The sequence below is a fragment of the Thalassospira sp. genome (genome assembly GCF_030690045.1).
GTDB lineage: Bacteria > Pseudomonadota > Alphaproteobacteria > Rhodospirillales > Thalassospiraceae > Thalassospira.
The window spans coordinates 123,496-148,789 of record NZ_JAUYHK010000022.1 but is presented as its reverse complement, the minus strand read 5'-3'; the positions used below and the strand labels follow the sequence as shown (position 1 = coordinate 148,789).

22 protein-coding genes are annotated in these 25,294 nt (G+C 55.6%); 13 read left to right on the top strand and 9 right to left on the bottom strand.

The window, feature by feature from the left end:
* The first annotated feature begins 15 nt into the window (after window positions 1–15).
* The 4 genes from flgE to Q8O73_RS19695 are packed head-to-tail and all read left to right on the top strand — an operon-like array spanning window position 16 to window position 4,414.
* Window positions 16–1,311 carry a flagellar hook protein FlgE gene (gene flgE / locus Q8O73_RS19710; RefSeq protein ID WP_305559918.1) on the top strand — a complete coding sequence of 432 codons (1,296 nt, stop codon included), beginning with the start codon at window positions 16–18 and terminating at the stop codon, window positions 1,309–1,311.
* Window positions 1,312–1,322: 11 nt separating this feature from the next.
* Window positions 1,323–1,736, top strand: a complete 414-nt coding sequence (locus Q8O73_RS19705; RefSeq protein WP_305559917.1) for a hypothetical protein — start codon at window positions 1,323–1,325, stop codon at window positions 1,734–1,736.
* 32 nt (window positions 1,737–1,768) lie between these two features.
* Window positions 1,769–3,490, top strand: a complete 1,722-nt coding sequence (gene flgK, locus Q8O73_RS19700; RefSeq protein ID WP_305559916.1) for a flagellar hook-associated protein FlgK — start codon at window positions 1,769–1,771, stop codon at window positions 3,488–3,490.
* Window positions 3,491–3,502: 12 nt separating this feature from the next.
* A complete protein-coding gene (locus tag Q8O73_RS19695) occupies window positions 3,503–4,414 on the top strand; it encodes a flagellin (RefSeq protein WP_305559915.1) in 912 nt (303 codons plus the stop codon).
* 16 nt (window positions 4,415–4,430) lie between these two features.
* Here Q8O73_RS19695 and arsC read toward each other — a convergent pair whose 3' ends face one another.
* The 5 genes from arsC to Q8O73_RS19670 form a co-directional block, all read right to left on the bottom strand.
* Complete coding sequence (gene arsC / locus Q8O73_RS19690; RefSeq protein ID WP_305559914.1) at window positions 4,431–4,766, bottom strand: arsenate reductase (glutaredoxin); 336 nt, start codon at window positions 4,764–4,766, stop codon at window positions 4,431–4,433.
* 36 nt (window positions 4,767–4,802) lie between these two features.
* Window positions 4,803–5,777, bottom strand: a complete 975-nt coding sequence (locus tag Q8O73_RS19685) for a LacI family DNA-binding transcriptional regulator (protein WP_305559913.1) — start codon at window positions 5,775–5,777, stop codon at window positions 4,803–4,805.
* A gap of 140 nt (window positions 5,778–5,917) precedes the next feature.
* Window positions 5,918–7,414: a tripartite tricarboxylate transporter permease gene (locus Q8O73_RS19680; protein WP_305559912.1), complete on the bottom strand. Its 1,497-nt coding sequence runs from the start codon at window positions 7,412–7,414 to the stop codon at window positions 5,918–5,920.
* A 26-nt stretch (window positions 7,415–7,440) separates the two neighbouring features.
* On the bottom strand, window positions 7,441–7,866 hold the full coding sequence (locus Q8O73_RS19675; protein ID WP_305559911.1) for a tripartite tricarboxylate transporter TctB family protein: 426 nt from the start codon (window positions 7,864–7,866) through the stop codon (window positions 7,441–7,443).
* Window positions 7,867–7,969: 103 nt separating this feature from the next.
* Window positions 7,970–9,016: a hypothetical protein gene (locus Q8O73_RS19670; RefSeq protein ID WP_305559910.1), complete on the bottom strand. Its 1,047-nt coding sequence runs from the start codon at window positions 9,014–9,016 to the stop codon at window positions 7,970–7,972.
* Between the two features lie 320 nt (window positions 9,017–9,336).
* Between Q8O73_RS19670 and araD the strand changes: the two genes are divergently transcribed.
* Genes araD through Q8O73_RS19655 form a run of 3 tightly spaced genes read left to right on the top strand, consistent with a single transcriptional unit; the run spans window position 9,337 to window position 12,758 of the window.
* On the top strand, window positions 9,337–11,070 hold the full coding sequence (araD, locus tag Q8O73_RS19665) for an L-arabinonate dehydratase (RefSeq protein ID WP_305559909.1): 1,734 nt from the start codon (window positions 9,337–9,339) through the stop codon (window positions 11,068–11,070).
* A gap of 21 nt (window positions 11,071–11,091) precedes the next feature.
* Window positions 11,092–12,030 carry a dihydrodipicolinate synthase family protein gene (locus tag Q8O73_RS19660; protein ID WP_305559908.1) on the top strand — a complete coding sequence of 313 codons (939 nt, stop codon included), beginning with the start codon at window positions 11,092–11,094 and terminating at the stop codon, window positions 12,028–12,030.
* Window positions 12,031–12,032: 2 nt separating this feature from the next.
* A complete protein-coding gene (locus tag Q8O73_RS19655) occupies window positions 12,033–12,758 on the top strand; it encodes a ribonuclease activity regulator RraA (RefSeq protein WP_305559907.1) in 726 nt (241 codons plus the stop codon).
* 31 nt (window positions 12,759–12,789) lie between these two features.
* Here the strand turns inward: Q8O73_RS19655 and Q8O73_RS19650 are convergent, their stop codons facing one another.
* Complete coding sequence (locus Q8O73_RS19650) at window positions 12,790–13,470, bottom strand: regulatory protein RecX (protein WP_305559906.1); 681 nt, start codon at window positions 13,468–13,470, stop codon at window positions 12,790–12,792.
* Window positions 13,471–13,542: 72 nt separating this feature from the next.
* Here Q8O73_RS19650 and Q8O73_RS19645 point away from each other — a divergent pair, with 72 nt between their 5' ends.
* The 5 genes from Q8O73_RS19645 (at window position 13,543) to Q8O73_RS19625 (ending at window position 18,442) form a co-directional block, all read left to right on the top strand.
* Window positions 13,543–14,337 (top strand): ABC transporter permease, encoded by a 795-nt coding sequence (locus tag Q8O73_RS19645; protein WP_305559905.1) that lies wholly within the window; start codon window positions 13,543–13,545, stop codon window positions 14,335–14,337.
* A gap of 220 nt (window positions 14,338–14,557) precedes the next feature.
* Window positions 14,558–15,715 (top strand): aspartate aminotransferase family protein, encoded by a 1,158-nt coding sequence (locus Q8O73_RS19640; RefSeq protein ID WP_305560001.1) that lies wholly within the window; start codon window positions 14,558–14,560, stop codon window positions 15,713–15,715.
* A 10-nt stretch (window positions 15,716–15,725) separates the two neighbouring features.
* On the top strand, window positions 15,726–16,649 hold the full coding sequence (gene argF, locus Q8O73_RS19635; protein ID WP_305559904.1) for an ornithine carbamoyltransferase: 924 nt from the start codon (window positions 15,726–15,728) through the stop codon (window positions 16,647–16,649).
* Between the two features lie 118 nt (window positions 16,650–16,767).
* The gene (locus Q8O73_RS19630) at window positions 16,768–17,742 is read left to right on the top strand and encodes an Hsp33 family molecular chaperone HslO (RefSeq protein WP_305559903.1); all 975 of its coding nucleotides are present in this window, start codon (window positions 16,768–16,770) and stop codon (window positions 17,740–17,742) included.
* A gap of 112 nt (window positions 17,743–17,854) precedes the next feature.
* The gene (locus Q8O73_RS19625) at window positions 17,855–18,442 is read left to right on the top strand and encodes a hypothetical protein (RefSeq protein ID WP_305559902.1); all 588 of its coding nucleotides are present in this window, start codon (window positions 17,855–17,857) and stop codon (window positions 18,440–18,442) included.
* Window positions 18,443–18,520: 78 nt separating this feature from the next.
* Here Q8O73_RS19625 and Q8O73_RS19620 read toward each other — a convergent pair whose 3' ends face one another.
* The 3 genes from Q8O73_RS19620 to acs form a co-directional block, all read right to left on the bottom strand.
* Window positions 18,521–19,375 (bottom strand): universal stress protein, encoded by an 855-nt coding sequence (locus Q8O73_RS19620; protein WP_305559901.1) that lies wholly within the window; start codon window positions 19,373–19,375, stop codon window positions 18,521–18,523.
* A 13-nt stretch (window positions 19,376–19,388) separates the two neighbouring features.
* On the bottom strand, window positions 19,389–20,879 hold the full coding sequence (locus Q8O73_RS19615) for a SulP family inorganic anion transporter (RefSeq protein WP_305559900.1): 1,491 nt from the start codon (window positions 20,877–20,879) through the stop codon (window positions 19,389–19,391).
* A gap of 357 nt (window positions 20,880–21,236) precedes the next feature.
* Window positions 21,237–23,180: an acetate--CoA ligase gene (gene acs / locus Q8O73_RS19610; RefSeq protein ID WP_305559899.1), complete on the bottom strand. Its 1,944-nt coding sequence runs from the start codon at window positions 23,178–23,180 to the stop codon at window positions 21,237–21,239.
* 477 nt (window positions 23,181–23,657) lie between these two features.
* On the opposite strand from acs, the gene rmuC reads away from it, so the two are divergent.
* Window positions 23,658–25,217 carry a DNA recombination protein RmuC gene (gene rmuC / locus Q8O73_RS19605; protein WP_305559898.1) on the top strand — a complete coding sequence of 520 codons (1,560 nt, stop codon included), beginning with the start codon at window positions 23,658–23,660 and terminating at the stop codon, window positions 25,215–25,217.
* Window positions 25,218–25,294 lie beyond the last annotated feature (77 nt).

Genomic DNA, 25,294 nt, shown 5'->3' with positions numbered 1-25,294 from the left:
TGAAGGATTAGGGTCATGAGCCTTTCAAGCGCACTTAATTCGGCCGTTCTGGGTCTGTCGGCCCAATCGACGTCGCTGGGCGTTATTTCCGGCAATATCAGCAATAGCGGCACCACCGGCTACAAGTCGGGTTCGACGGCATTTTCCTCGCTGGTGACTACGCCCGGTTCGACCACCCAGGGTTATTCAAACGGTGTGACGACCACAACCCTGTCCAATATCAGTGCGCAGGGCCTGATCGAGTCGGATTCTTCATCGACCAGTCTGGCGATTTCCGGGGATGGTTTTTTTGTCGTTACGGCGGCCAACGGGGATGTCTATTACACCCGTGCCGGTGATTTTGAAACCGATGCCAACGGGGTGCTGGTGAACAGTTCCGGCTATTACCTGATGGGATATGAACTCGACGCCAATGGCGACCCTGTCGGCGGTACGGTGCCAACCAGTACCGCCGCGCTGACGACCATTGATCTTGATGAAATGACCGGCATGGCCGAAGCAACAACCGAGGTCGGCATGGTGGCCAATTTGCCTGCCGATGCTGAAATCGGGGATGATTTTTCGGTTGAAGTTGAAATTTTTGACTCGCTGGGAACCAGCCATACGGTCACCTATACTTACACCAAAACTGCGGTCAATGAGTGGGAGCTTGAATATGGCGACCCGGTTCTGACATCGGACGGAACAACCGTGACCGGCACATCGTCGGGCGGGCCGTTGACCATTACCTTTGACGGGGATGGCAATCTGTCGGCCATCACCGATGCCGGGGGGACGGATGTTACCGCGAATTCGACCCTGACGATCAGCGGATGGACGACCGGTGCGAATGACAGCACGATCACCAATGATCTGGGCACCGCAGGCGATACCGACGGTTTGCAGCAAGCGGCGTCAAAAGACAGTGACGGTGACATGACGCTGTATTCTGTCTCAAAAAATGGCAGCAATTACAGCGAAGTTGAATCGGTCACCATTTCATCGGAAGGCGTGATTTCGGTGACATTTGAAAATGGCGAATCGCGTCCGATCTATCAGCTTGTTCTGGCGGATTTCTCGAATGCCGATGGCCTGATTTCCTATAGCGATACGATCTACAAGGAAAGCAACACCTCGGGGAGTTATGTGCTCAATACCCCCGGTGATGGCGGAACCGGCGATATTTCGGCCTATTCGCTTGAAAGTTCCACCGTCGATACCACCACCGAATTTTCCAAAATGATCATCGCGCAGCAGGCCTATTCGGCGGCGGCACAGGTGGTTTCGACCACCGACGATATGTATCAGACCTTGATTTCGGCCATGAACTAGGGGAACGGGACATGACACAGGCACAAACCAGAGAACCTGAAACTGCTGCCGCAATTCTCAAACGTCTTGATACCTTGCTGGATGTTGAATGGCGGATTCTCGATCTGGCGCAATATCATCTGTTGGCCGATATCACGGCAGAAAAGAACGAATTGCAAAAGCAGCTTCAGATCCGGATGCGCAATGACCGGATTGTCGATACCGTCCGCACACCGGATGTCGAAATTGCCGAAATGCAGATGATCCGCGACTTGCAGGCAAAATTGCACCGGAACAATGTCCGCCTGATGGCCAAACGCGATGCCTGTTTGCAACGTCTTCGGGCGGGCTGGATGGCAACGCGACCCGAAAGTTCGATTGGCTATGATCGCGACGGGGATCTGGTCAATTCCTTTTCGCAGATGATCCTCAATCTTAAACTTTAAGCCCCTTAACTGTCTTTCGGAAAGCAGACATCATGTCGATCCGTGCCGCACAATCTGCTGCGTTAAGTTCGCTTCAGGCAAGCCAGTCCGGCATTGCCGTGTCGTCGAACAATATCGCCAATGCGTCGGTTGACGGTTACACCGCCAAAAGCCAGACCCTGACCACCAATGTCAGTTCGGGGGCAACAACCGGTGTCAGCGTCAGTGCGACCGGATCAACGGTGGACACCTATCTGCTGAAATCGATCAATGCGGCGGCCAGTGATGCCGGTTATGCGGAGGTCTTCACCGATCCTTTGGCAATGGTGGCCAATGCGCTGGGAACGGTGGGCGAGGATGATGCCCTGACAACCCTGATTTCCGATCTGGAAACGTCCATTGCCTCGCTGGCGGCCAGTCCGGAAAGCCAGTCGGCGGCGGCGGTGGCGCTGGCCGATGCCGGGGATATTGCCAACAGTCTGAATACCCTGTCGGAAACCGTTCAGGATCAACGCGCCCAGGCCGATCAAACCATTGAGGAAACCGTCGATCAGATCAATTCACTGTTGCATCAGATCCAATCCTATAACGATCAGTTGACCGGCGTTGCCAGCGGGTCAATGAGCGAAAGCGAACTGACCGATGCCCGCAATCAGGCGATCCAGAATCTTTCGGAACTTGCCGACGTGACTTATTTCACGAATTCCAACAACCAGACCCAGATTTATCTGGGCGGGACTTTGGTGGTTGGAAGCCAGGTTCAGGAACTGGAATATGACGCGACGGCACTGGTGACGGAAGACACTGTATTTGGCGACATTACGGTGAATGGCACATCAATAACCGATCAGATTTCCGGGGGGCAACTGGGCGGTTTGATTGATCTGCGCGATGAAACCCTGCCGGCTATTCAGGATGAGTTGAACAATCTTGCCGTCACCCTGGCCGACAGCATCAATGCGATTACCAATCTTGGGACCAGTTATCCGGGGGCGTCCGAACTGACATCGGCGGCAAGTCTGGCGGCGACCGATGCGTTTGCGGGCACCGGCACGGTGCGGCTGGTTGCAACGGATGACAGCGGGACGGCACAGGAAATTCTGGAAATTGACCTGTCAACCATTGCGACGGTTCAGGACCTGATGGACGAGATCAACGGGTCGGCCAATATGACCGCCACCCTGAATGCCGACGGCACCCTGACCATCGCCAGCAGCAATGATGATTACGGTATTTCGATTGTAAATATGGATGCCGTCGTGGGGGCGGATCAACAGGGATTTTCCGATTATTTCGGATTGAACGACATGTTTTCAGGCACATCGGCAGGCACGATTTCCGTTAATGCCGCATGGCTTGCAGACCCCGGCCTGATGCCGACCGGATCGGGATCGGATGATGCGGCACTTGCGGTCGGGGACAGTGTCATTTCATCGGGCAGTGCGGATGTGGCCGAAGCCCTTGCCGGGTTGTTTGATGAAAATATCGGTTTTGATGCGGCAGGCGGGCTGGGCAGCACGACGACCAGCCTGTCGGATTATGCGTCTGAAATCCTGTCGGATATTGCCCGGCAGGCATCGGATGTTGAAACAAAGGCAAGTGTTGCCACCAGCGCCTTTGGCGAACTGGTGGAAAGTTTCAGCAACCAGTATGGCGTCAATGTCGATGAAGAAGCCCTGTCGCTCAGCAATCTTGAAAGTGCCTATGAGGCGGCAGCGGCGATCCTTGAAATTACCCAGTCCATGATGGACACATTGTTGGAAATGGTCAGGTAAGCAGGTGATATCATGAGAGTTTCCACCGCCGCAGTACAGCAATCCCTGCTGACGCAGATGCGCAGTGTTCAGACACAGCTTAATCAGGCCTCGACACAATCGGTTACCGGCATGAAATCGGACAATTATACCGGTGTCGCCGATACATCCTATGTTCTGGCAAACCTGTCGGCGGAAATATCCGAAGCCGCAGCATACACAAAGGTTGCCGAAACCGTGCAGGGCCGTGTTGATATGTATTACGACACGCTAAACAGCATGGTGGATATTCTTGGCGACATGATGGCCAATATTTCGGCGGCGATCAGCAGCGGTTCGGACACGGCCTATGGCATTACCGACGAGGCGCAAACCGCCCTGGACAGTTTTGCGGCCCTTCTCAATACCGAATATGAAGACCGGTATCTTTATGCGGGCAGTGCAACCAACGCCGCCCCGGTTTCGGTTGATCCGGCCGATTATGCGGCGATTACGTCGCCCTCAACAACCGATACGTCGTATTACACGGGCAATAGTGACGTTGCATCGGCCAAAATCGCGGATGGCACAAAAATCGAATATGGCCTGACGGCGGATATGGAACCGTTTGAACAGGCGTTGCGGGCCTTGAATCTTGTCGTCAATGCCTCCAGCAGCCCGGTTGATGAAGCCGCCCTGAACGAGGCCTATGGCCTGCTTGAAACGGCGGTTATCGGGATTGGCGATATGCAAACCCAAATGTCTACCACCTCCAATCAATTGGACACCGTCATCGACATGCATACCGATTTTCAACTGACCGCCGAGGGCATTGTGTCGGGGATGGCCGAAGTGGATGTGGCCGAAGCCCTGGTATCGCTGGAAACCCTGTCGATCCAGCTTGAAGCATCCTATTCCGCCGTCGCCAAGGTGCAGGGACTGTCGCTGTTTGATTATCTGAGCTAACCGGCGATTTTCCGGTTTACAGAATCGCCAGAACATTTTCAGGCGGGCGGCCAAGGGCCGCCTTGTTGCCATTGACGACAATCGGCCGTTCGATGGCGCGGGGATGGGCGGCAAGGGCGGCGATCAGGGCATCACCTGAAAGCCCGTCAATGCCTTCTTCGCGGGCTTCCTTGCGGCGCAGGATATCTTCGGGCTGTTTGCCCAGTTTACGCAGGATATCGGCAAGGTCGGCTGCGGATGGCGGGGTGGCAAGATAATCAATCACGGTCGGGGAAATCCCCTGTTCCCGGATCAGGTCCAGGGTCTGGCGCGATTTGGAACAGCGCGGATTGTGATAGATTGTCACCGTCATCGGGGTTTCCTTTCGGGATGTTGCGACATTAAAGGATCAGGCTGAGTCCCGGGCGATAATTTCAAAGCCGACATCAATGCATCGTATGTTGGCATCATTACCATTCATCCGCGACAGCAGGGCATCTGCGGCGCGCGCCCCAAGTATTTCACGATCAACATGGACGGTTGTGATGGGTGGCAATGTGTGGGCCGAGAAATCCTGATCGCCAAAACCGATAACGGCGATGTCTTGCGGGACATTCAGGTGGCGCGACTGTGCTTCAATTATGATGCCGTGCGCCAGCAAATCCGAACTGCAAAAAATAACACCCTTGTCGAAACCCTGAGCGACCAGCCGGGCAAGCGCTTCGCGGCCACGACTGATCGAAGCCGCGCTATCCAGACAGATTTCAGGCACGTCTGTTTTGGTCAGTTCGGAAAACCGGGCGCAAAAGGCATCCTTGCGGCGCAAGGCGCGTTCGTCGTTGGCAGCCACAGCCGCAGCGCGGTGATAACCGCGCATCCGGGCAAAATCCGCAACATCATGCCCGGCTTTTATGTGCGAAAATCCGATGCAGATATCGACCGGTGTGTCGGTAATATCCCATATTTCGACCACGGGAATGCCTGCACTTAACAACATGCGTCGCGTCCCGGCGGAATGATGGATTCCGGTTAGAAGCAGGCCATCGGGACGACGGCTGAGCAGGGCGGCGACAATCGCCTGTTCTTCTTCCTGCGAAAAGCCGGTTTCCGACATCAGGACATGATAACCCGACGCCCGGATCACATCGATGAAATGTTTCATCAATCCAGAATAAACGATGTTGGTGATGGAGGGTACAAGGGCGGCAACCAAATGGCTGCGCCGGGATGCCAGTGCCCCGGCCACAAGATTGGGCACATAACCGGTAACGGCAATGGCGTCCTGAATACGTTTCAGCGTTTGCGGTGAAACCTTTTTGGGGTTGTTGAGCGCGCGCGATACCGTCACCTGCGAGACACCGGCAAGGCGCCCTACCGTTTCCATCGTAATGGTCCCGCCGGTTTGGTCTTTTCTGGTGTCGGGATCGCGATGTTTGGGTGCTTTGGGCACGGCAGAATTCTCGTTGTGGCAGGGTATTGACAGTTATTACCCTACGCCATGGGGTGGGGCAATAACTGTCATATTCAGGCCTGTCCGTGTCCTTTGTTTCGCCGCGAAAGGGCGATCGAAAAAGCGATGGACATGATGATCAGCAGCCACAACACACCGGCAATCCAGCTTTTGGTAAAGAAGATCGACAATGTGCCAAAGGATTCGAGGCTTTTGACAAAATATATTTCTGCCGACGGGCCGAGAATGAAGCCAATGATGAAGGGGGCAATTTCAAGCCGGATTTTATGGGCGAGGTACCCAAACACCCCAAAGATCAGCAAGGTCCAGACATCAAACATGATGCCGTAATTGATGGTATAGGCACCGACCACACACATCATCAGGATCACGGGAAACAGCACATGTTTGGGGACGCTGACGACTTTGACCAGATGGCGGATGGCAAACATCATGATCAGAAACATGACGATATTGGCGGCCAGCATTGCAATGATGATGACATCCCATGTCACCGGATTATTGCCGATGAACAACGGGCCAACCTGAATCCCTTGCAGGGTAAAAGCACCGATCAGGATGGCGGTGGTCGAATCCCCGGGAATGCCAAGTGACAGCAGCGGCACCAGTGCCCCGCCGGTCAGGCCGTTATTGGCGCTTTCCGATGCAATAACCCCGGACGGTGCGCCTTTTCCGAATTCTTCGGGATTTTTTGAAAAATGCTTTTCCTGACTATAGGAAAGGATCGATGCCGCACTGCCGCCGACGCCGGGCAGGATACCGACAAAGGTGCCAATCAGCGACGAACGGCACAAATTGACAGACTGCCCCCTGAAAACCGAAAATTTGAAGGGTTTGCCCTTTGGCAATTTGACGCCGGACAATCCCTGTCCGGCGGGCATGCCGTGTTCGGCCTCGATCAGGATCGCCGAAAGACCAAAAATGCCAATCAGGACCGGCAGTAATGAAAAGCCGCTATCGAGATAGGGCACCATGAAATCAAACAGCAGCCGGTATTCGCCATTGCCACCGTCGGAGATGTCGTAAGTTCCGATCAGGCTGATGAAAATACCCAGAATCCCGCTGAAAATACCGACAAGCATATTGCTGCTCAGTGCGGCCATCACGGTGAGGGCGAAAAAGATGATCAGGAATTTTTCGACATAGGAAAATTTGATGGCAAAATCTGCCAGCGTCGGAGCGAAAAAATACAGGATGGCAAGGCTGATCAACCCACCGACCAGAGATGAAACAATGCCGATTTTAAGGGCGTTTTCGCCCTCGCCGCGCAAGGTCATCGGATAACCGTCGAATGTGGTCGTCAACGATGATGGCGTGCCGGGAATGTTGATCAGAATTGCCGGAACAAGGCCGCCCGATATGCCACCGACATAAAGACCCAATAGCAGGGCCAGACCATTTTCAAGGCCCAGAGAATAGGTCAGGGGCAGGCAGACGGCAACTGCCATCGTTGCCGTCATTCCCGGAATGGCACCAAAAATGATGCCGATCACAGTGCCGACGACAATCAGGATGAAAAACAGCGGAGTCAGGATGTCGAAAAGTTCCATGACGTGACTTTCGCAACAATGCGCGCTCAGGGCAGCGACAGGTTGAATATTTCAGACAGGATAAACCAGACCAGACTGGGCGCGATCAGCGCATTCAGCGTGACAATCGTCAGGTGCCTGCGGTCACGTTTGTGCAGATACAAAGCACCAAGACCAAACAGATAGACGATAGAACAGATGTAAAATCCAAGGCCGGTATTGGGATACAAATTGCCAACCGCGGGCATTGCGATAAAATAAATCACCGTGGCAATCAGGGTACCAAAGAACCGCATGTGATCGATACCGGCGGGCCATGTCGGTGTTGCACCAACAGCCGAAACAATGACGCGCCAGTTTGTTGCGGCGATCGCTACCAGCAAAATCACCAATACAGCCGCAATCAGGGTCGGGAAAACAAGGTGGGATGTATCGAAATCAATCGAGACATCCAGCAGCGAGGAAAAAGACATGGGACGATCTCCGTTTTCGCTTTGACGGACCGACAAAGGGAAACAGGGCGGGCCGCCAGAGAATGCGGCCCGATTATGCTATAACCGGGCCGCATGAGAGAGGTTATTGGGCGGAGATCGCATCAATGATCTGACGGTAATCGTCCCGTTTTGCCTTTAGATAGGTTGCTGCTTCGGCAGAAGGTTTGAAATCCGGAATAAAGAAAGAAGCTTTCTGTGTTTCCTGAATTTTGCCTGCGGCAAAGATTTCGGCAAGGGCGGTGTCGATCTGTTCAACGATCGCCGGGTCCATGTCCTTGTTATACAGGAAAAAGAATTCCTTATCGAAGACGAAATCCTCTGCGCCATCCATTGTGACACTGACATTCGGGGTGACATAGGCCAGCATTTCATCGCGCGGCGTATCGCCCAGTCCTTCGGGATTGGCCTGTGCAATGGTTTCCTTGGCGGCGGTTAGCCAGACAAACCGCATGGCTTTCTGATCGTCTTGCGGCAGTCGGGTGAATTGTTCGTTGGCTTGTACAGATCCGTTGATTACCTCGGCCTGTCCGTCAAACAACACCTGATTTTTATCAGCCTGCGAGCCGGTATTGACGGCGACGATGTTTTCTTCGGCCCCTGGATGGGCGATGCGGACTGCATTTTTAAGGGCCGAGAATCCGATTTCCGAAACACCGCCAGGCTGGATGGCAACGCGGATGCGTTGACCGGCACTGGCCGCTGCGATGATGTCTTCCATCGACTGAAACGGTCCATTTTTCGCCACGAGATAGGCATTTCCGGGATTGATCGCAACGGTCGGACCGACTTTGTAGGTTTCAAAAATGTCATCGTAACCCCGAACACCATACAGATGACCAAGATAGGACTGATCGTGGAAAATCATAATGGTCGAGCCGCGCGAATCCCGGTTCAGGGCCTTGAAGGCTTCGCTGACACCCACGGCGTCCACTTTTATGTTGATATCAAGATGTTCGGCCAGTGCTTCGGCCACAATCGCACTGTTTTGATAGGTATCACCACCCGTTGATGTCGAGCCAATGACAAGACGGACATTGCCCGGCAGTTCCTGTGCACTGGAAAGGGTCGGCGTTGCAACAAGTGCGGCAAAACTCGCCGCAGCGGCAAGGGTTTTGAAAAATCCGGTCATTATTTCCTCCCTAATGACATGTTTTATATCGGTGTTTGCCCCTGCACCGCAGACCCGATCAAGAAGGGGTATCTGCCGTGATGCATGCGATTTGATTTGTGAGTTTGTTCTTGGGGCAGTTTTTATGTATGCGCATACATAAATTTATGACATCTTGATTTTATCTTGTCAACACAAGCGATAAAAATTTAAAAAAATGGCAAAAAATATGATATTTAACTTGTAATAAAATATCATAAGTGGTGTATGTTTGCGCATACCTTTTGGCAGAGAGGAGCCGATGGCGTGCACATCAGGGAGAGACGATCTTGAGCCGACAAATGAAAAAAAACGTCGATGATTTGCGTAGTGCGCGCTGGTTTGCGCCCGATGATTTGCGCAGTTTCGGCCATCGTTCGCGATTGATGCAGATGGGCCTTGATCCTCAGGATTGGGAAGGCCGCCCGGTGATTGGTGTTTTGAACACCTGGTCGGAACTTAATCCCTGCCACGCCCATTTCCGCGAACGGGCCGCCGATGTCAAAAAAGGGGTGCATCAGGCGGGTGGTTTCCCGGTCGAACTGCCGGCGATTTCGGTGGATGAAACATTCACCAAGCCGACATCGATGCTGTATCGCAATCTTTTGGCGATGGAGACCGAGGAAATGATCCGGTCCCATCCGCTGGACGGGGTGGTGTTGATGGGCGGGTGCGATAAAACCACGCCGGGGCTGGTGATGGGGGCCTTGTCGGCCGGGGTGCCGATGATTTATCTGCCTGCCGGGCCGATGTTGCGCGGCAATTATGCCGGTAAAATTCTGGGGTCCGGGTCGGATGCCTGGAAATACTGGGACGAACGCCGGGCCGGAAATATCAGCGATGCGGAATGGCTGGGGGTTGAAGGCGGTATTGCGCGGTCCTATGGCACCTGCATGACCATGGGCACCGCATCCACCATGACCGCGATTGCCGAGGCACTGGGCCTGTGCCTGCCCGGGGCATCGTCCATTCCGGCGGCCGATGCCGGGCATATGCGCATGTCAACCAATTGCGGGCGGCGCATTGTCGATATGGTGTGGGAAAATTTGACTCCGGATCTGATCGTCACCCCGGCCAGTGCGCGCAATGCGGCGATTGTGGCGATGGCGACCGGCTGTTCGACCAATGCGGTCATTCATTTGCTGGCGATGGCGAAACGCGCCGGGGTCAATCTGACGCTGGACGAACTGGACGCGCTGGGCCGGTCTACGCCGCTGATTGCCAATGTCCGGCCATCGGGCAAGGGCGATTATCTGATGGAGGATTTCTTTTATGCCGGGGGGTTACGCGCCCTGATGGCGCAACTGGGCGACCGGCTTGATCTTGCGGCCGTCACGGTGACGGGAAAATCGCTGGGCGAAACCCTTGAAGGGGCGCAGGTTTATAATGATGATGTGATCCGCCCGCTTTCGAATCCGGTGTATCATGAAGGATCGCTGGCGGTGTTGCGCGGCAATCTGTGCCCGGATGGCGCGGTGATCAAACCGGCGGCCTGCGATGAACGGTTTTGGGTGCATGAAGGCCCGGCTTTGGTCTTTGACAGTTATCCCGAGATGAAAAAAGCCGTCGATGACGAAAATCTGGATGTCACGCCCGATCATGTGATGGTGTTGCGCAATGCCGGGCCGCTGGGCGGGCCGGGGATGCCGGAATGGGGTATGTTGCCGATTCCCAAGGCTCTGATCAAACAGGGCCATCGCGATATGTTGCGCATTTCCGATGCCCGGATGTCGGGGACATCCTATGGGGCCTGTGTTCTGCATGTGGCACCAGAATCCTATATTGGCGGGCCGCTTGCGCTTTTGAAAAACGGGGACAGAGTGCGGTTGGACCTGCCAAATCGCAGGCTCGATATGCTGGTGCCCGAGGCCGAAATTGAAGCCCGCCGGGCGGCATGGAAAGCGCCCGAACCCCGGTATGAGCGCGGTTATGGCTGGTTGTTTGGCAAACATGTGACCCAGGCCAATGAAGGCTGCGATTTTGATTTCCTGTTGCCGGAATTTGGCAAGACCGCAGGCGAACCCGATATTTTTTAATCCTTTTCAGGGAATCCCGATATGACTCTTTCAAAGGCGGAATTGCGAAATGTCCTGACCGGCATTTCCGGTATTCTGGTTACCCCCTATGACGCAAAGGGCGATATCGCCCCGCGCAAACTGGAACCGATCATTGATCGCGCATTGGCGGCAGGCGTTCATTTTCCGGTTATTAATGGCAATACCGGTGAATTTTATGCCCTGACGACCGATGAAGCGGAAAATATGGTGGTGTCGGTGGCCGAGATGCTGGCGGGGCGGGCGCCGCTTCTGGCCGGGATCGGGCGCGGTGTGCGCGATGCCTGCCGTCTGGCCAAAACATCGGCCGGGGCCGGGGCGACGGCATTGATGATCCATCAGCCGCCAGACCCGTTTGTTTCGCCGCGCGGGGTGGTGGATTATATCAAGGCGGTGGCCGATGCGTCGGGCGGATTGCCGATGATGCTGTATTTGCGCAATGATGCGATTGGCACGGCGGCGATTGCCGATTTATGCGCGGTCGAGGGGGTGGCGGGCGTGAAATGGGCAACGCCAAACCCGATGAAACTGGCCGAAGCCATTGCGGCCTGTGATCCCGATATTATCTGGGTGGGCGGGCTGGCCGAAGTGTGGGCTCCGGCGTTTTATGCGGTGGGGGCACGGGGATTTACATCCGGGCTGATCAATGTTTGGCCGGAACGGTCTGTGGCGATCCATGCCGCGCTTGAAGCCGGTGACTATGCCGGGGCGCGTCGTCTGATTGCCGATATGCGGGCCTTTGAAGATGTCCGGGCCGAAGAAATGAACGGCACCAATGTCACCGGGGTCAAGGGTGCCTTGCAACTGATGGGGCAGGATTGCGGCGCGACCCGTCCGCCCTCGGCCTGGCCATTGACGGACAGACAACATGACAAACTGGCGGCCTTTATGAAGGCCAACGGCCTTTTGGCAACCACCACCCAAAATCACGCGGAGAAATAACCATGACCGATTATGTTCTGGGCGATGCGACCCGCGACAAGCTGAAAAAAGTCAGCACCGCCTCGTTGTGTACCGCCCTTTATAAACGCGGCCTGCGCAACCAGTTTATCCAGGATGTGCATCCGGTGGTTGCCAAGGCGGAAAATATGGTTGGGCAGGCCTATACCCTGCGCTATATCCCGGCCCGCGAAGACCGCAACCAGATTGAGGTGTTTCGCAATCCCGACCATCCGCAACGGGTGGCGATTGAGCAATGCCCGCCCGGCTTTGTTCTGGTGATGGACAGCCGCAAGGATGCCCGGGCGGCCTCGGCCGGGTCGATCCTTGTTACCCGTCTGGCACAGCGTGGCTGTGCCGGGATTGTCACCGATGGCGGATTTCGCGATGCCGAAGGCATTGGCAAACTCGACATGCCCGCCTATCACAACCGGCCTTCGGCCCCGACCAATCTGACCCTGCACGAGGCCTATGACCTGAATGTGCCGATCGGGTGCGGGGATGCCCCGGTGTTTCCCGGCGATGTTCTGGTCGGGGATCGTGACGGGGTGATTGTGGTGCCGGCCCATCTGGCCGATGAACTGGCCGATGAATGCACCGGCATGGAAAGTTTCGAGGATTTCGTGCTGGAAGAAGTTCTGGCAGGCAAGCCGATCATTGGCCTTTATCCGGCAACCAAAGACGAAACCAAAGCCAGTTACGAGGCCTGGCGCAAAAAGAACGGGCGATAGTTGAGCGACGGGAAACGGCCCGGATATTCCCCTAAACCCCGTCAATCATCAGAAGCAACCCGTCAAGATCATGCAGATCGGCATCGATGATCCGGGTGGCGATGTCATAGGCAAAACCCTGCCGGGCGAGGGCGGCAAGGTCGCGGTCGCGGCGTTCCGCCCGATTGTCGGTGTTGCGAAACGGGCCAAGACGGCGACGGCGGGCATAGACGGCCGCAGCGGCAAGGTTGGGGTCGATGGCGGGGTCGTTCTGATCCGGCCCGGTGGTGGCGGCCTGTCTTGCGGCATCATGCAGGCCGGACAGGGCGGTGTCGATCAGATCGGCATCAATGCCACGCGCCGCCAGATCGGCCCCGATCATGCGCAATGCCTTGCCCTTGCGCAATTGCGATCGCGCCCGGCCCAGCGCATAGGCCCGGTCATCGATAAACCCGGCGCGGGTGCAGGTATCAAGCACGTTGCGCATCCAGTCTTCGGCTTCTTGCGGGTCGGTGCCATGTTCAGCGGCCGACAGTCGGATTTTATGGCGCATCAGTTTTTCCAGCCGGGCGCGTGATGCGGTGAACCGTTCCAGATACCATGTCGCATAATTCATCAGATAATCACGGGTGACACGGCGCGGCTGTTTCGGGTCGCGTTTTCCCGGTTGTTTGCGGTCTGTTTTGGCGTTGTTTCTGGATGGTTCCATCATTTCACCGGATATCTTACTCATGTTGCCCTTGCGCCCAGAGGGTAACTGTCCCTATTTTAGCGCCAAATGTCTGTATTTTTTCGGGGATAATTTATGAAAGAGCTTGCACCGCGCTATATGGGCGCGATCAACTGGCTCGGCCTGTGGACACTTTATGCCAAGGAAGTCCGGCGGTTTTTGAATGTGCATCTGCAAACCATCGGCGCGCCGGTGGTGACAAGTTTGCTGTTTCTGGCCGTTTTTCTTCTGGCACTGGGCCGTGCGGTTGAAACTGTGAACGGGGTTGCCTTTGCAACCTTTCTGGCACCGGGCCTTGTCATGATGACCATGGCGCAGAATGCCTTTGCCAATACCTCCAGCTCGATCCTGATTTCCAAGGTGCAGGGTAATATCGTTGATGTTCTGATGCCGCCGCTGTCGGCGGGGGAACTGGTGGCGGGGTTTGCCCTGGGGGCGGTGACGCGCGGGATTATGGTCGGCATTGCAACCGCTGTTGTGATGGCGTTTTTCGTCGATATGGAAATTCATAATATCTGGGCGGTGCTGTATTTTGGCATTTCGGCATCTTTGATGCTGTCGCTGCTGGGTATTGCGGGCGGAGTCTGGTCGGAAAAATTCGATCATATTGCCGTTGTGACCAATTTCATCATCACGCCGTTATCGTTTTTGTCGGGCACATTTTACAGTGCGGAAAACCTGCCGGAAGGTGGGCGTATCCTTGCGCATTTCAACCCGTTTTTTTACATGATCGACGGGTTCCGATATGGCTTTATCGGCATCGCTGATGGCTCCATCGTGACCGGCATGATCGTGCTTCTGGTTGTCAATATTGCCTTGTGGCTATTGTGTTACCGGATGATCAAAAGCGGTTATAAACTGAAGGCGTAATGGCACGGCCATTACGATTTTGGAATTTACGGGCAGCATGCGACGCCGGATGCTGCCCGTTTTGTTTTGCACCTGCACCATATGGGGGTTTTGCCGCATTGACAGGGGGGCGGAAACTCTTGATACTCCCCGGCTTTCCGGTATTCTGCCGGTGCTGACCTTTTGGTCAGGAATGTGTTTTACCCGTAATTTGAGGAACCGAACTGTGATCACAGCCGTCATGCCGACCTATGCGCGGGCCGATCTGGCCTTTGAGAGAGGCGAAGGACCTTATCTCTATGCGCTGGACGGCCGACGATTCCTTGATTTCGGGTCCGGTATTGCGGTGAATTGCCTTGGGCATTCGCACCCGCATCTGGTTCGGGAACTGACCGATCAGGTGGCGAAGCTTTGGCATACGTCAAACCTGTATCAGATGCCCGGCCAGCAAAAACTGGCGGAACGGCTGGTGGCAAACACTTTTGCCGATACGGTGTTTTTCTGCAATTCCGGGGCGGAAGCCAACGAAGCGGGCATCAAGATGATGCGCCGGTATCAGTATGTCGCGGGCAACCGGGAAAAGAACCGCATTCTGGTGGCGACCAATGCGTTTCATGGCAGAACGCTGGGCACGCTGACCGCCGGTTACAGCGAAAAATACCGCGAGGGTTTCGGCCCGATGCCCGACGGGTTTGACCGGGTGGCCTTTGGCAATCTGAACGAATTGCGCGATGCGATTACACCCGAGACCGCCGGTATTCTTGTTGAACCGATTCAGGGTGAAGGCGGGATTTGCAAGGCCCCCGAGGGATATCTTGAAGGGCTTCGCAAGGCGGCCGACGAATATGGCCTTTTGGTGATGTTTGATGAAATACAGACCGGGATCGGCCGGACAGGCAAACTTTTTGCCTATCAATGGTCGGATATGGAACCCGATATCATTTCATCGGCCAAGGGTCTTGGCGGCGGTTTCCCGATCGGGGCATTGCTGGCCAATGAAAAGGCGGCAAGTGCCTTTTCACCGGGGATGCACGGTACGACATTCGGGGGGAATCAGCTTGCCACGCGCGCAGCCAATGCGGTGCTTGACGAAGTTCTGAAGCCCGACCTGATGGAGAATGTCCTTGCCATGAGCCAGTTTCTGCGCACCGGCCTTGAGGCGATTGGCCGCAAGCATCCGGGATTTATTGCGGAAATCCGGGGCATGGGCCTGTTGATGGGCATCAAAACCGTGCCGACCAATAGCGATGTGGTTGCCAAATTGCGCGAACTGAACCTTTTGACAGTTCCGGCAGGCGATAATGTGGTGCGGATCATACCGCCACTGAACATCACCAAAACCCATGTGGACGAGGCGCTGGCGGCGATTGACGCGGCGGCGGCTGCCCTCACATCGTAAGGAAAAGTGGATGACTGATTTTAACCATTTCCTCGATCTTGACCGGATGTCGGCGGGGGAACTGAGCGGTATTCTGGCCCTGGCGGGGCAGGAAAAAACCGGCAAGGCCCCGTTCGGGGCGAAACCGCTGGCGGGCAAGACGCTGGCGATGATTTTTGAAAAACCGTCCACCCGTACGCGGGTGTCGTTCGAGGTGGGTATGCGCCAGCTTGGCGGCGATGTCGTGATCCTTGATTCCGACAGCAGCCAGTTGGGGCGCGGGGAAACCATTGCCGATACGGCGCGGGTTTTGTCGCGTTTTGTTGATGTGATCATGATCCGCACGACCGACGAATCGAAATTGCTGGAACTGGCGCAACATGCGACCGTGCCGGTGATTAATGGCCTGACCGATCAAAGCCATCCGTGCCAGATCATGGCCGATCTGATGACGGTGCAGGAACATAAAGGCCGGATTGACGGCCTGAAATTCGCCTGGATCGGCGATGGCAACAATGTATCGACCTCGTTCATTCATGCCGCCCCGAAATTCGGCTTTGCGCTGGATCTGGCCTGCCCGGTCGGATATCGCCCGCAACAGGGCCTGATTGAAACGGCCAATGCGCAGGGCGGCAAGGTCCGCCTGACCGATATGGACAGTGCATTGTCCGGGGCCGATGTGATCATTACCGATTGCTGGGTGTCGATGGGGGATCAAGACCATGATGCCCGTATGACGGCCCTGTCGCCCTATCAGATCAACGAGGCGACGATGGCCCAGGCCAAACCCGATGCGATTTTCATGCATTGCCTGCCGGCCCATCGGAATGAAGAAGTCACCGATGCGGTGATTGACGGGCCGCAATCGGTGGTGTTTGACGAGGCGGAAAATCGCCTTCATGCGCAAAAGGGCATTCTGCTATACTGTTTTAACGGCTTGCCCACCGGGAAATAGTTCCTAAATTGGGGATCGTTATTTTGAACGGGGCGGGCAGAAATGGTCGCCCCGTTTCACGACAGCCCGCCGGGAAATAGTCCCCAAACGGGCGTCACAGCAACAAGCGGAATCCGAAATGCAGATCGCGGTCGATTTTTGTCAGCCCTTTACCCTTGAACATTCCAATATCCGGGGGCGGTTCGTGCGTCTGGGGCCGACGGTACAAACCATTATCGGGCAACATGATTACCCGCCGCTGGCCAATCATTTGCTGGCGGAAATCACCGCCCTTGCGGTGTTGTTGTCCTCGGCGCTGAAATATGACGGGCTGTTTACCCTGCAAACCTCGTCGGACGGGCCGGTCAGCATGTTGGTGGTGGATGTTGATAGCGACGGCAATGTGCGGGCCTGTTTGCGGGTTGATGAAGATCGCCTGACGGCAATGATTGCCGCCGAAGAAGGCGGGGAAGATGCCCTGCGCGGCAATGTCACCAAACTGATGGGGCATGGTCATATCGCCTTTACGGTGGATCAGGGCGACGATACCGAACGGTATCAGGGGATTGTGTCGCTGGAAGGCGAGACGCTGGAACAATGTGCCGAAGCCTATTTCCGGCAGTCCGAACAGCTTGAAACATCGTTCAAGATCATGGTGCATCGCGGGGAAACCGGCGATGACTGGTGGGTGGGCGGTGTGTTTTTGCAACGCCTGCCGGTCAGCGCATCGGGCGATGCGGCCACCCCGGAACTGGCCCTTGAAAATGATGAAAACTGGAACCGGTCGGTGGTGCTGATGCATAGTGCGACTGAAACCGAACTGGTCGATATTTCATTATCCGCCCATGATCTGATCTGGCGGTTGTTCCACGAAGAAGATCCGCGGGTGTTTGATCCGCTGCATTTGCAGTTTAAATGCCGGTGTTCCCGCGCCAAGATCGAAGGGGCGCTGAAGGTTTATCCCTTGACGGAATTGCTTGATATGCGCGAAGCCGACAGCGGCGAGGTGGCGGCAACCTGCCAGTTCTGCAAAACCCGTTATGGCTTTAACGAGGCCGATTTGCGCCTGTTGAAAGCAGAAGGGGATGCGCCGGAAGGCCCGCATATCCCTTAAGTCACAGGCATAGCCATAGCCTTGCCTTAATCGGCAGGCATGTGTTGGAATATAACCTTATCGTGTTTCGCATCAAGGCAGGAGTATCAAGGGAATGAACGGGATGAAATGGATGTCTGTGCGCAAATTGCGGGTGGTGTTGGCCGGGGTGGCGGTCGCATTTGTTGCGGCCTGTACATCGGCCCCGGCGCCGACCTATCCCGATGTGACATGGCGTCACCTTGCCCCGATCACCTTTGCCGCCGGGCCGGTTGAAAAGGTTGCGGCCTATAGTGTTGGTGGTGCCAATGAACTGGAAGGCTATCTGCCGTTCAGTCTGGGCCGCATGGCGATGAGATGGCCCGATGACCGGGTGCAGACCGCCGGAACCACCGATATTCTGCGTTATAGCGTGACCGAAGCCTCGATCACGTCATCGGCCCTGAAAACCACCAAGGGCGTGCGCGGCGTTTTTACCGATGATCAGTCCGAACGCATTGATCTGAAAATTTCGGTGAAACTTGACGTGCTTGGTGCCAATGGCACGCAAAAGGGCGAGGCGATTGCGTCTGCTGCCCGGTCGCGCACCCTTGCGCAATCGATGTCGGTTGCCGAACGCGAAAGTGCGATTTACGACGAAACCGCCGCCCTTTTGAAAGATATTGACCTTGAACTGGAACGCCAGATCAATGCCAATCTGGGCCGGTTTTTGCTGCGATAATAGCGCGGCCCCGATCGCATAAACAAAACCCCGATGGATCATCTCCACCGGGGTTTTGGCTTTTAAGGACGGGGTATTTTAGCGGAACATCATCACCGGCACATGGCAGGATCGCACCATTTCGGTGGTGGTGCTGCCGATGATCAGATTGCGGATGCGCGAATGGCCATAGGCCCCCATCACCAGCAGATCAATGCCATCAGACTCGATTTTTTCAACGATCACCGTTTCAGGCTCGCCGGGGACGATCATGCTGTCCACCTCGTATCCGGCCTTGCGCAGGGTGGCGGCGGCTTCATCAAGGCGGTCGCGCAGGCTGGCGGTTTCGCTGCCGACACTGAGCAATGAACAGGGCAGACCCTTGAACAAATGCCCCTTGGCAATGTGATTGACCGCCTTCATCGCACTGGCCCCGCCATCAAAGGCGATCAGGAATTTCTGCACCGGCTTGAAGGCGCGGGAAGACACAAAAACCGGTTTGCTGGCCGACCGGACGACCCGTTCAAGGTTCGATCCCAGATGCAGTTTGGCAAAATCGGCGGCTTCGCCCCGTTTGCCCACCAGAATCAGATCGGCATTTTTTTCAAATTCCTGAATGGCTTCGACAATGTCGCCGTGGCGCAATTTGGTGGTGACAGTGGCGACACCGGATTCTTCCAGACGGTGTTTGGCTTCTTCCAACAGGACGCGCCCCCGCGCCATTTCAACCTTGGCCGCCTTTTCATCCAGATCGACCAGTTCCTTGAGAAGGGCCGTCCGGCCCCCCAGTTGGAGATTGCCGCTAAGATCGACAGGTTCCGTGCCAACGCCGCGCCGCCCCATAACATGGATCAGTTCGACCGACGCATTCGTCTGTTTGGCGACCCAGCTTGCATGGTCGCAAACGCTTTGCGCATAGACCGATCCGTCGATCAGTGCGATCAGATGTGTCATCGGTTGTTTCCCCTTAATGCCCCATCAGGCGTTCAAACGCGCCGGGCTTGTCATGGATCGCCAGTTTATCGACGATTGTTTCGCTGGCGTCATTGAGGCCGATCAACTCGACCTCGGCCCCTTCGCGGCGGAATTTCAACACAACCATGTCAAGGGCCGCAACACTTGATATGTCCCAGATATGGGCGCGACTGACATCGATGGTGACTTTATCAAGGGCTTCCTTGAAATCGAACGATGCGGTGAAATCATCGGCAGAGGCAAAGAACACCTGACCTTCGACCAGATAGGTGCGGTGGTTGCCATTTTCGGAAACCGTACTGGAAACACGGAAAATCTGGGCGATTTTCCAGGCAAAGAAAATGCCCGACAACAAAACACCGATCAAAACGCCGATGGCAAGATTGTGGGTGGCAACCACCGTGATCACGGTTGCCAGCATCACGATGCTGGAACTGCGCGGATGGGTTTTCAGGTTTTTGATCGAGGACCAGCTGAAGGTGCCGATCGATACCATGATCATGATGGCAACAAGGGCGGCCATCGGGATGATGGCGACGATGTCGCTGAGTACAACGATCATGAATAACAGGAAAATCCCGGCGACAAAGGTCGATAAACGCCCACGTCCGCCGGATTTGACGTTGATCACCGACTGTCCGATCATTGCACAGCCCGCCATGCCGCCGATAAAACCGGTGGCGGTATTGGCAATGCCCTGGCCGATACATTCGCGGTTTTTGTTGGACGGGGTGTCGGTCAGATCATCGACGATCTGGGCGGTCATCAGGCTTTCCAGAAGACCGACAACCGCGACCGCCGCCGAATAGGGCAGAATAATCATCAGGGTTTCAAAATTGAGCGGAATATCGGGGATCAGAAACACCGGCAGGGTCGATGGCAATTCACCCATATCGCCCACCGTGCGCAGATCGGCATTGATGAACAGCGAAATCACCGTCAGGACGATGATACATACCAGCGGCGACGGGATGGCCTTGGTCAGGCGCGGAAACAGATAGATGATGGCAAGCCCGCCTGCGACCATCACATAGGTCATCCAGCCGACATTGGTCAGTTCGGGCAATTGCGCCATGAAAATCAGAATGGCAAGGGCGTTGACAAAGCCGGTCATCACCGATTTCGACACAAACCGCATGACATAGCCCAGCCGCAATATTCCCGCCCCGATCTGTAACAAACCGGCCAGAACGGTTGCGGCCAACAGATATTCCAGCCCGTGATCGCGCACCAGTGTGACCATCAAAACGGCGGTGGCCGCCGTTGCGGCGGAAATCATCCCCGGACGCCCGCCGACAATTGCCGTAATCACCGCAATCGAGAACGAGGCATACAGCCCGATCTTGGGATCAACCCCTGCGATGATCGAAAAGGCGATGGCCTCGGGGATCAGGGCGAGGGCGACGACGATCCCGGCAAGGATATCGCCACGGATATTGCCCAGCCATTCGGTCCGCAATTGCGGAAGGAAATCGGTGTTCACAGACTCTCTCCAGTCTCATAATCCGTCTGTTATCGCGCAGACAGGTTTTTGTTTGGAATTGATAAAGAAATTCAAGGGGGCGGAATACTGTTTCGTCACTGCATCGCAAAACATCGGCGCGGACATGGCAGGCCGGTCGCGGGCGTGACTCATTGAAACAGGTCTTACATCGGCCCCGTATCCCTCAGGGAATTGGCAAAATTGCTGCGTTGCAACGGCATTTATTTATCGCAATTCCAGAACCGGTACAATCGGGAATCTTGAAAAACGGGTGGAAAAGACCTGTGAGACAAAGGAAAAAGCCCCGCCGCAAGGGCGACGGGGCCTGTAAAATCGGGTCTGACGCAGAAACGGTGATTACCGGTTCTGACGGTTATCAATCAGGTCATCGACCACGCCCGGATCGGCAAGGGTCGAGGTGTCGCCCAGCTGGTCATATTCATTCGCCGCAATCTTGCGCAGGATGCGGCGCATGATTTTGCCCGACCGGGTTTTCGGCAGGCCCGGCGACCATTGCAGGTAATCGGGGCTGGCAATCGGGCCGATTTCCTTGCGCACCCATTTGATCAGTTCGGCGCGCAATTCATCGCTGGGTTCTTCGTCGGCATTCAGGGTGACATAGGCATAAATGCCCTGACCCTTGATATCGTGCGGCACGCCGACCACGGCGGCCTCGGCCACCTTGGGATGGGCGACCAGCGCACTTTCGACTTCGGCGGTGCCCATGCGATGGCCCGACACATTGATCACGTCATCGACGCGGCCGGTGATCCAGTAATAACCATCCTCGTCCCGGCGTGCGCCGTCGCCAGTGGTATAGACATTGGCGAATGTGGTGAAATAGGTCTGGATAAAGCGTTCATGGTCGCCATAAACCGTGCGCATTTCGCCGGGCCAACTGCTTTTGATCACAAGATTGCCTTCGCCCGCCCCGGTGATTTCCTTGCCTTCCTGATCAAACAGGGCCGGTTCAACGCCAAAGAACGGCAGGGTTGCCGAACCCGGTTTCAAATCGGTTGCGCCGGGCAATGGCGTAATCAGAATGCCGCCGGTTTCGGTCTGCCACCAGGTATCGACAATCGGGCATTTCCGCTTGCCGACATGTTCATGATACCATTCCCAGGCTTCGGGGTTGATCGGCTCGCCGACCGACCCAAGGATGCGCAGGGATGACAGATCGGCCTTGTTGACCCAATCGGCCCCTTCGCGCATCAGGGCGCGGATGGCGGTTGGCGCGGTATAGAAAATATTGACCTTGTGCTTTTCGCAGACTTTCCAGAAACGCGACGCATCGGGATAGCTGGGCACGCCTTCAAACATCAGGGTCGTCGCCCCGTTGGCCAGCGGGCCATAAACGATATAGCTGTGCCCGGTGACCCAGCCGACATCGGCCGTACACCAGTAAACATCACCATCATGGTAATCAAAAACATATTGATGGGTCATCGAGGCATAGACCAGATAGCCGCCCGACGTATGCAAAACGCCCTTTGGCTTGCCGGTGGAGCCGGAGGTATACAGCACGAATAGCGGGTCTTCGGCATTGACCTCGGTCGGGGGGCAATCGGGCGATGCCGCGTCGCAAACCTCGTGATACCAGACATCGCGGGCATCATTCCACGGAATGTCCTTGCCGGTATGTTTGACCACCACCAGTTTTTCAACGCTTTTGATGCCCGGATGGGCCAATGCCTCGTCCGCATTGCGTTTGAGCGGCACACCGCGCCCGCCGCGCAGACCTTCGTCGGATGTAATTACCACTCTGGCGCCGCAATCCTCAACCCGCCCGGCCAAGGCTTCGGGCGAAAAACCGCCAAAGACGATGGAATGGATCGCGCCAATGCGCGCACAGGCCAGCATCGATACCGCCGCCGCCGGGATCATCGGCAGATAAATGACAACCCGGTCCCCCTTGCGAACCCCCATTGATTTCAGGGCATTGGCAAAACGGCAGACCCGTTCATGCAGGTCTTTATAGGTGATATGTTCGGAAACCGACGGATCGTCGCCTTCAAAGATGATGGCGGTCTGGTTGCCGCGTTTGGCAAGATGCCGGTCCAGGCAGTTTGCCGCAACGTTCAGCGTGCCGTCTTCAAACCATTTGATATAGAGGTCTTTGGCGTCATAGCTGACATTTTTGACCCTGGTAAACGGTTTGATCCAGTCAATGCGTTTGCCATGTTCGCCCCAGAAGGCGTCCGGATCCTCGATCGACTGTTTATACATGGCGTCATAGGTCGCCTTGTCGATCAATGCATCCTTTGCGATGTCGTCAGAGACAGGATAAACGTTCGCAGACATATATGTGGCCTCTTGTCGTTTCCAGTTACGGGACTTGCGGGCGGTTGCTGCTGTTGTCGGGCGCAGTTTGGCCGCCGCAAAAATTCTGTTGCTTTGCATCTTGCCGGTTTCGATGGCTTTTTCAGGGTCTGGTCGCAGACTGGCGACCCCAAACCCGTCAAGCCCACCTTGATGGTCCGCTTGCCCCTATGCTAGTGCGCAGCCCGATTTGTGGGAATACAACTTAAGACGGGGGGCAAAAGCCCGCCGGGCAAAGGGCGGGGCGGGTTGGGCAGGCGTGCTGTTTCACCGCAAAATACCAAGCCGTCATAGTGACCGATTGCGCCGGTTCTGTCACGGAATTGCTGTTATTTTTTGAAGGGTTTTGCCTGTTTTCTGCGGTGTTTGCCGGGATTTTGCGATATCTGTCTGTCCCTGACTGGATTTGACGGAACAAAACAGATACAAAGAAACAGGTTTTAATGAAACGGTGGGATTATGGATCCGATTTCCTTGGCGGTTGGTGGCGGTGCGGTTCTTGTGGTGTCGCTGCTATTTTGTGTGATGATGCTGGGGCGGGCCCGCACGGCGGCACAGGCCGAAGTAGCATCGCAAACAGCGTTGCTGTCAGCACAACTTGAACAGACCGAACGCGCCCGGCGCGATCTGGCGACCGAAATTGCCGTGATGCGCGACCGCCTGTCAGAAACGGCAGAAAAACGCGCCATTGCCGAAACCACGGCGGCGCGGGTGCCGGTGCTGGAAGGGGAAATACGCGAATTGCGCATCGCCCTTGATCATTGGCGCGAAAAGGGCGCGGAACTGGAAACCGCCCTTGAAAAGGAACGCGAGGCGGCGACCGAAAAACTGGCGATGCTTGATGATGCGCGGACCAAGCTGCTTGACAGTTTCAAGGTGCTGTCATCGGACGCGCTCAAACTCAATAATGATGAATTCCTCAAACTGGCACGCGAAAATTTCTCGCGGCTTCAGGAGGGGGCAAAGGGCGATCTTGAAAAACGCCAACAGGCGATTGACGGCATGATCAAGCCGATCCGCGAACGGCTGGAAGCCTTTGACACCAAGGTCAATGATCTGGAAAATTCGCGCAAGCAGGCCTATGGCGAATTGCGTGAACAGGTCGGGCATCTGGTGCAATCGCAAACCCGTCTGACCAAGGAAACCCAGACGCTGAGTTCTGCCTTGCGGTCCAGTTCGTCGGTGTCGGGGCGGTGGGGCGAATTGCAATTGCGCCGGATTGTCGAACTGGCCGGGATGCTGAAACATTGCGATTTCGACGAACAGGTGCATTTCGCCAATGAAGACGGTGCGCACAAGCCTGACATGGTGGTGCATCTGCCTGGTGGCAAAAACATTGTGGTGGATGCCAAGGCCCCGACATCGGCCTATCTGGAAGCCATCGACGAAATCCATGACGAGGTCAAACGCGAAGCCCTGATGCAAAGTTATGTCGTCAATGTGCGCAAGGTGATTACCGAACTGTCGAAAAAAAGTTATTGGAAATCGGTTGATTCGCCGGAATTTGTCGTGTTGTTCCTGCCCGGTGAAAGCTTTTTTTCGGCGGCTTTGGAGCGCGACCCGCGCCTGATCGAGGACAGTTTCCGCGACGGGGTTATTCTGGCAACCCCGACGACGCTTTTGGGGCTGCTCAAGGCGGTGTCTTATGGCTGGCGACAGGAAGCCTTGGCCGAAAATGCCCGCGATATCAGCGAAATCGGCCAGCAATTGTTTGAACGGCTTGGCACGCTGGCCAAAAACTTTGCCTCGATGGGCAAGTCTTTGGAAAGTACGGTGAAAAACTATAACAAGACGCTGGGCACGCTGGAAGGCACGGTTCTGGTTTCAGCACGCAAGTTGAAGGAAAAACACATCGTCGCCGATGACCGCGAAATCGAACAACCGGCCCCGTCGGAAACCCATGTCCGCGAAATTACCAAAATGGAATTGCTGGGCGCGTCTGATCTGATTGCCACCACCGATGATGAAGACGAAGACGCAACAGATGACGGGGATGGGGGGGATGCAAATCAGGTCTGACGTCGCATGGCTTGACTCGTGCCGGATTGCGACTTATCTCGAAACGCGAAATTCGTTATTATGACGTTATGACCGAC

Coding starts and splice junctions, on each gene's coding strand:
- flgE (WP_305559918.1), top strand. CDS start 16: ATGAGCCTTTCAAGCGCACTTAATTCGGCCGTTCTGGGTCTGTCGGCC.
- Q8O73_RS19705 (WP_305559917.1), top strand. CDS start 1,323: ATGACACAGGCACAAACCAGAGAACCTGAAACTGCTGCCGCAATTCTC.
- flgK (WP_305559916.1), top strand. CDS start 1,769: ATGTCGATCCGTGCCGCACAATCTGCTGCGTTAAGTTCGCTTCAGGCA.
- Q8O73_RS19695 (WP_305559915.1), top strand. CDS start 3,503: ATGAGAGTTTCCACCGCCGCAGTACAGCAATCCCTGCTGACGCAGATG.
- arsC (WP_305559914.1), bottom strand. CDS start 4,766: ATGACGGTGACAATCTATCACAATCCGCGCTGTTCCAAATCGCGCCAG.
- Q8O73_RS19685 (WP_305559913.1), bottom strand. CDS start 5,777: ATGGAAACGGTAGGGCGCCTTGCCGGTGTCTCGCAGGTGACGGTATCG.
- Q8O73_RS19680 (WP_305559912.1), bottom strand. CDS start 7,414: ATGGAACTTTTCGACATCCTGACTCCGCTGTTTTTCATCCTGATTGTC.
- Q8O73_RS19675 (WP_305559911.1), bottom strand. CDS start 7,866: ATGTCTTTTTCCTCGCTGCTGGATGTCTCGATTGATTTCGATACATCC.
- Q8O73_RS19670 (WP_305559910.1), bottom strand. CDS start 9,016: ATGACCGGATTTTTCAAAACCCTTGCCGCTGCGGCGAGTTTTGCCGCA.
- araD (WP_305559909.1), top strand. CDS start 9,337: ATGAAAAAAAACGTCGATGATTTGCGTAGTGCGCGCTGGTTTGCGCCC.
- Q8O73_RS19660 (WP_305559908.1), top strand. CDS start 11,092: ATGACTCTTTCAAAGGCGGAATTGCGAAATGTCCTGACCGGCATTTCC.
- Q8O73_RS19655 (WP_305559907.1), top strand. CDS start 12,033: ATGACCGATTATGTTCTGGGCGATGCGACCCGCGACAAGCTGAAAAAA.
- Q8O73_RS19650 (WP_305559906.1), bottom strand. CDS start 13,470: ATGAGTAAGATATCCGGTGAAATGATGGAACCATCCAGAAACAACGCC.
- Q8O73_RS19645 (WP_305559905.1), top strand. CDS start 13,543: ATGAAAGAGCTTGCACCGCGCTATATGGGCGCGATCAACTGGCTCGGC.
- Q8O73_RS19640 (WP_305560001.1), top strand. CDS start 14,558: ATGCCGACCTATGCGCGGGCCGATCTGGCCTTTGAGAGAGGCGAAGGA.
- argF (WP_305559904.1), top strand. CDS start 15,726: ATGACTGATTTTAACCATTTCCTCGATCTTGACCGGATGTCGGCGGGG.
- Q8O73_RS19630 (WP_305559903.1), top strand. CDS start 16,768: ATGCAGATCGCGGTCGATTTTTGTCAGCCCTTTACCCTTGAACATTCC.
- Q8O73_RS19625 (WP_305559902.1), top strand. CDS start 17,855: ATGTCTGTGCGCAAATTGCGGGTGGTGTTGGCCGGGGTGGCGGTCGCA.
- Q8O73_RS19620 (WP_305559901.1), bottom strand. CDS start 19,375: ATGACACATCTGATCGCACTGATCGACGGATCGGTCTATGCGCAAAGC.
- acs (WP_305559899.1), bottom strand. CDS start 23,180: ATGTCTGCGAACGTTTATCCTGTCTCTGACGACATCGCAAAGGATGCA.
- rmuC (WP_305559898.1), top strand. CDS start 23,658: ATGGATCCGATTTCCTTGGCGGTTGGTGGCGGTGCGGTTCTTGTGGTG.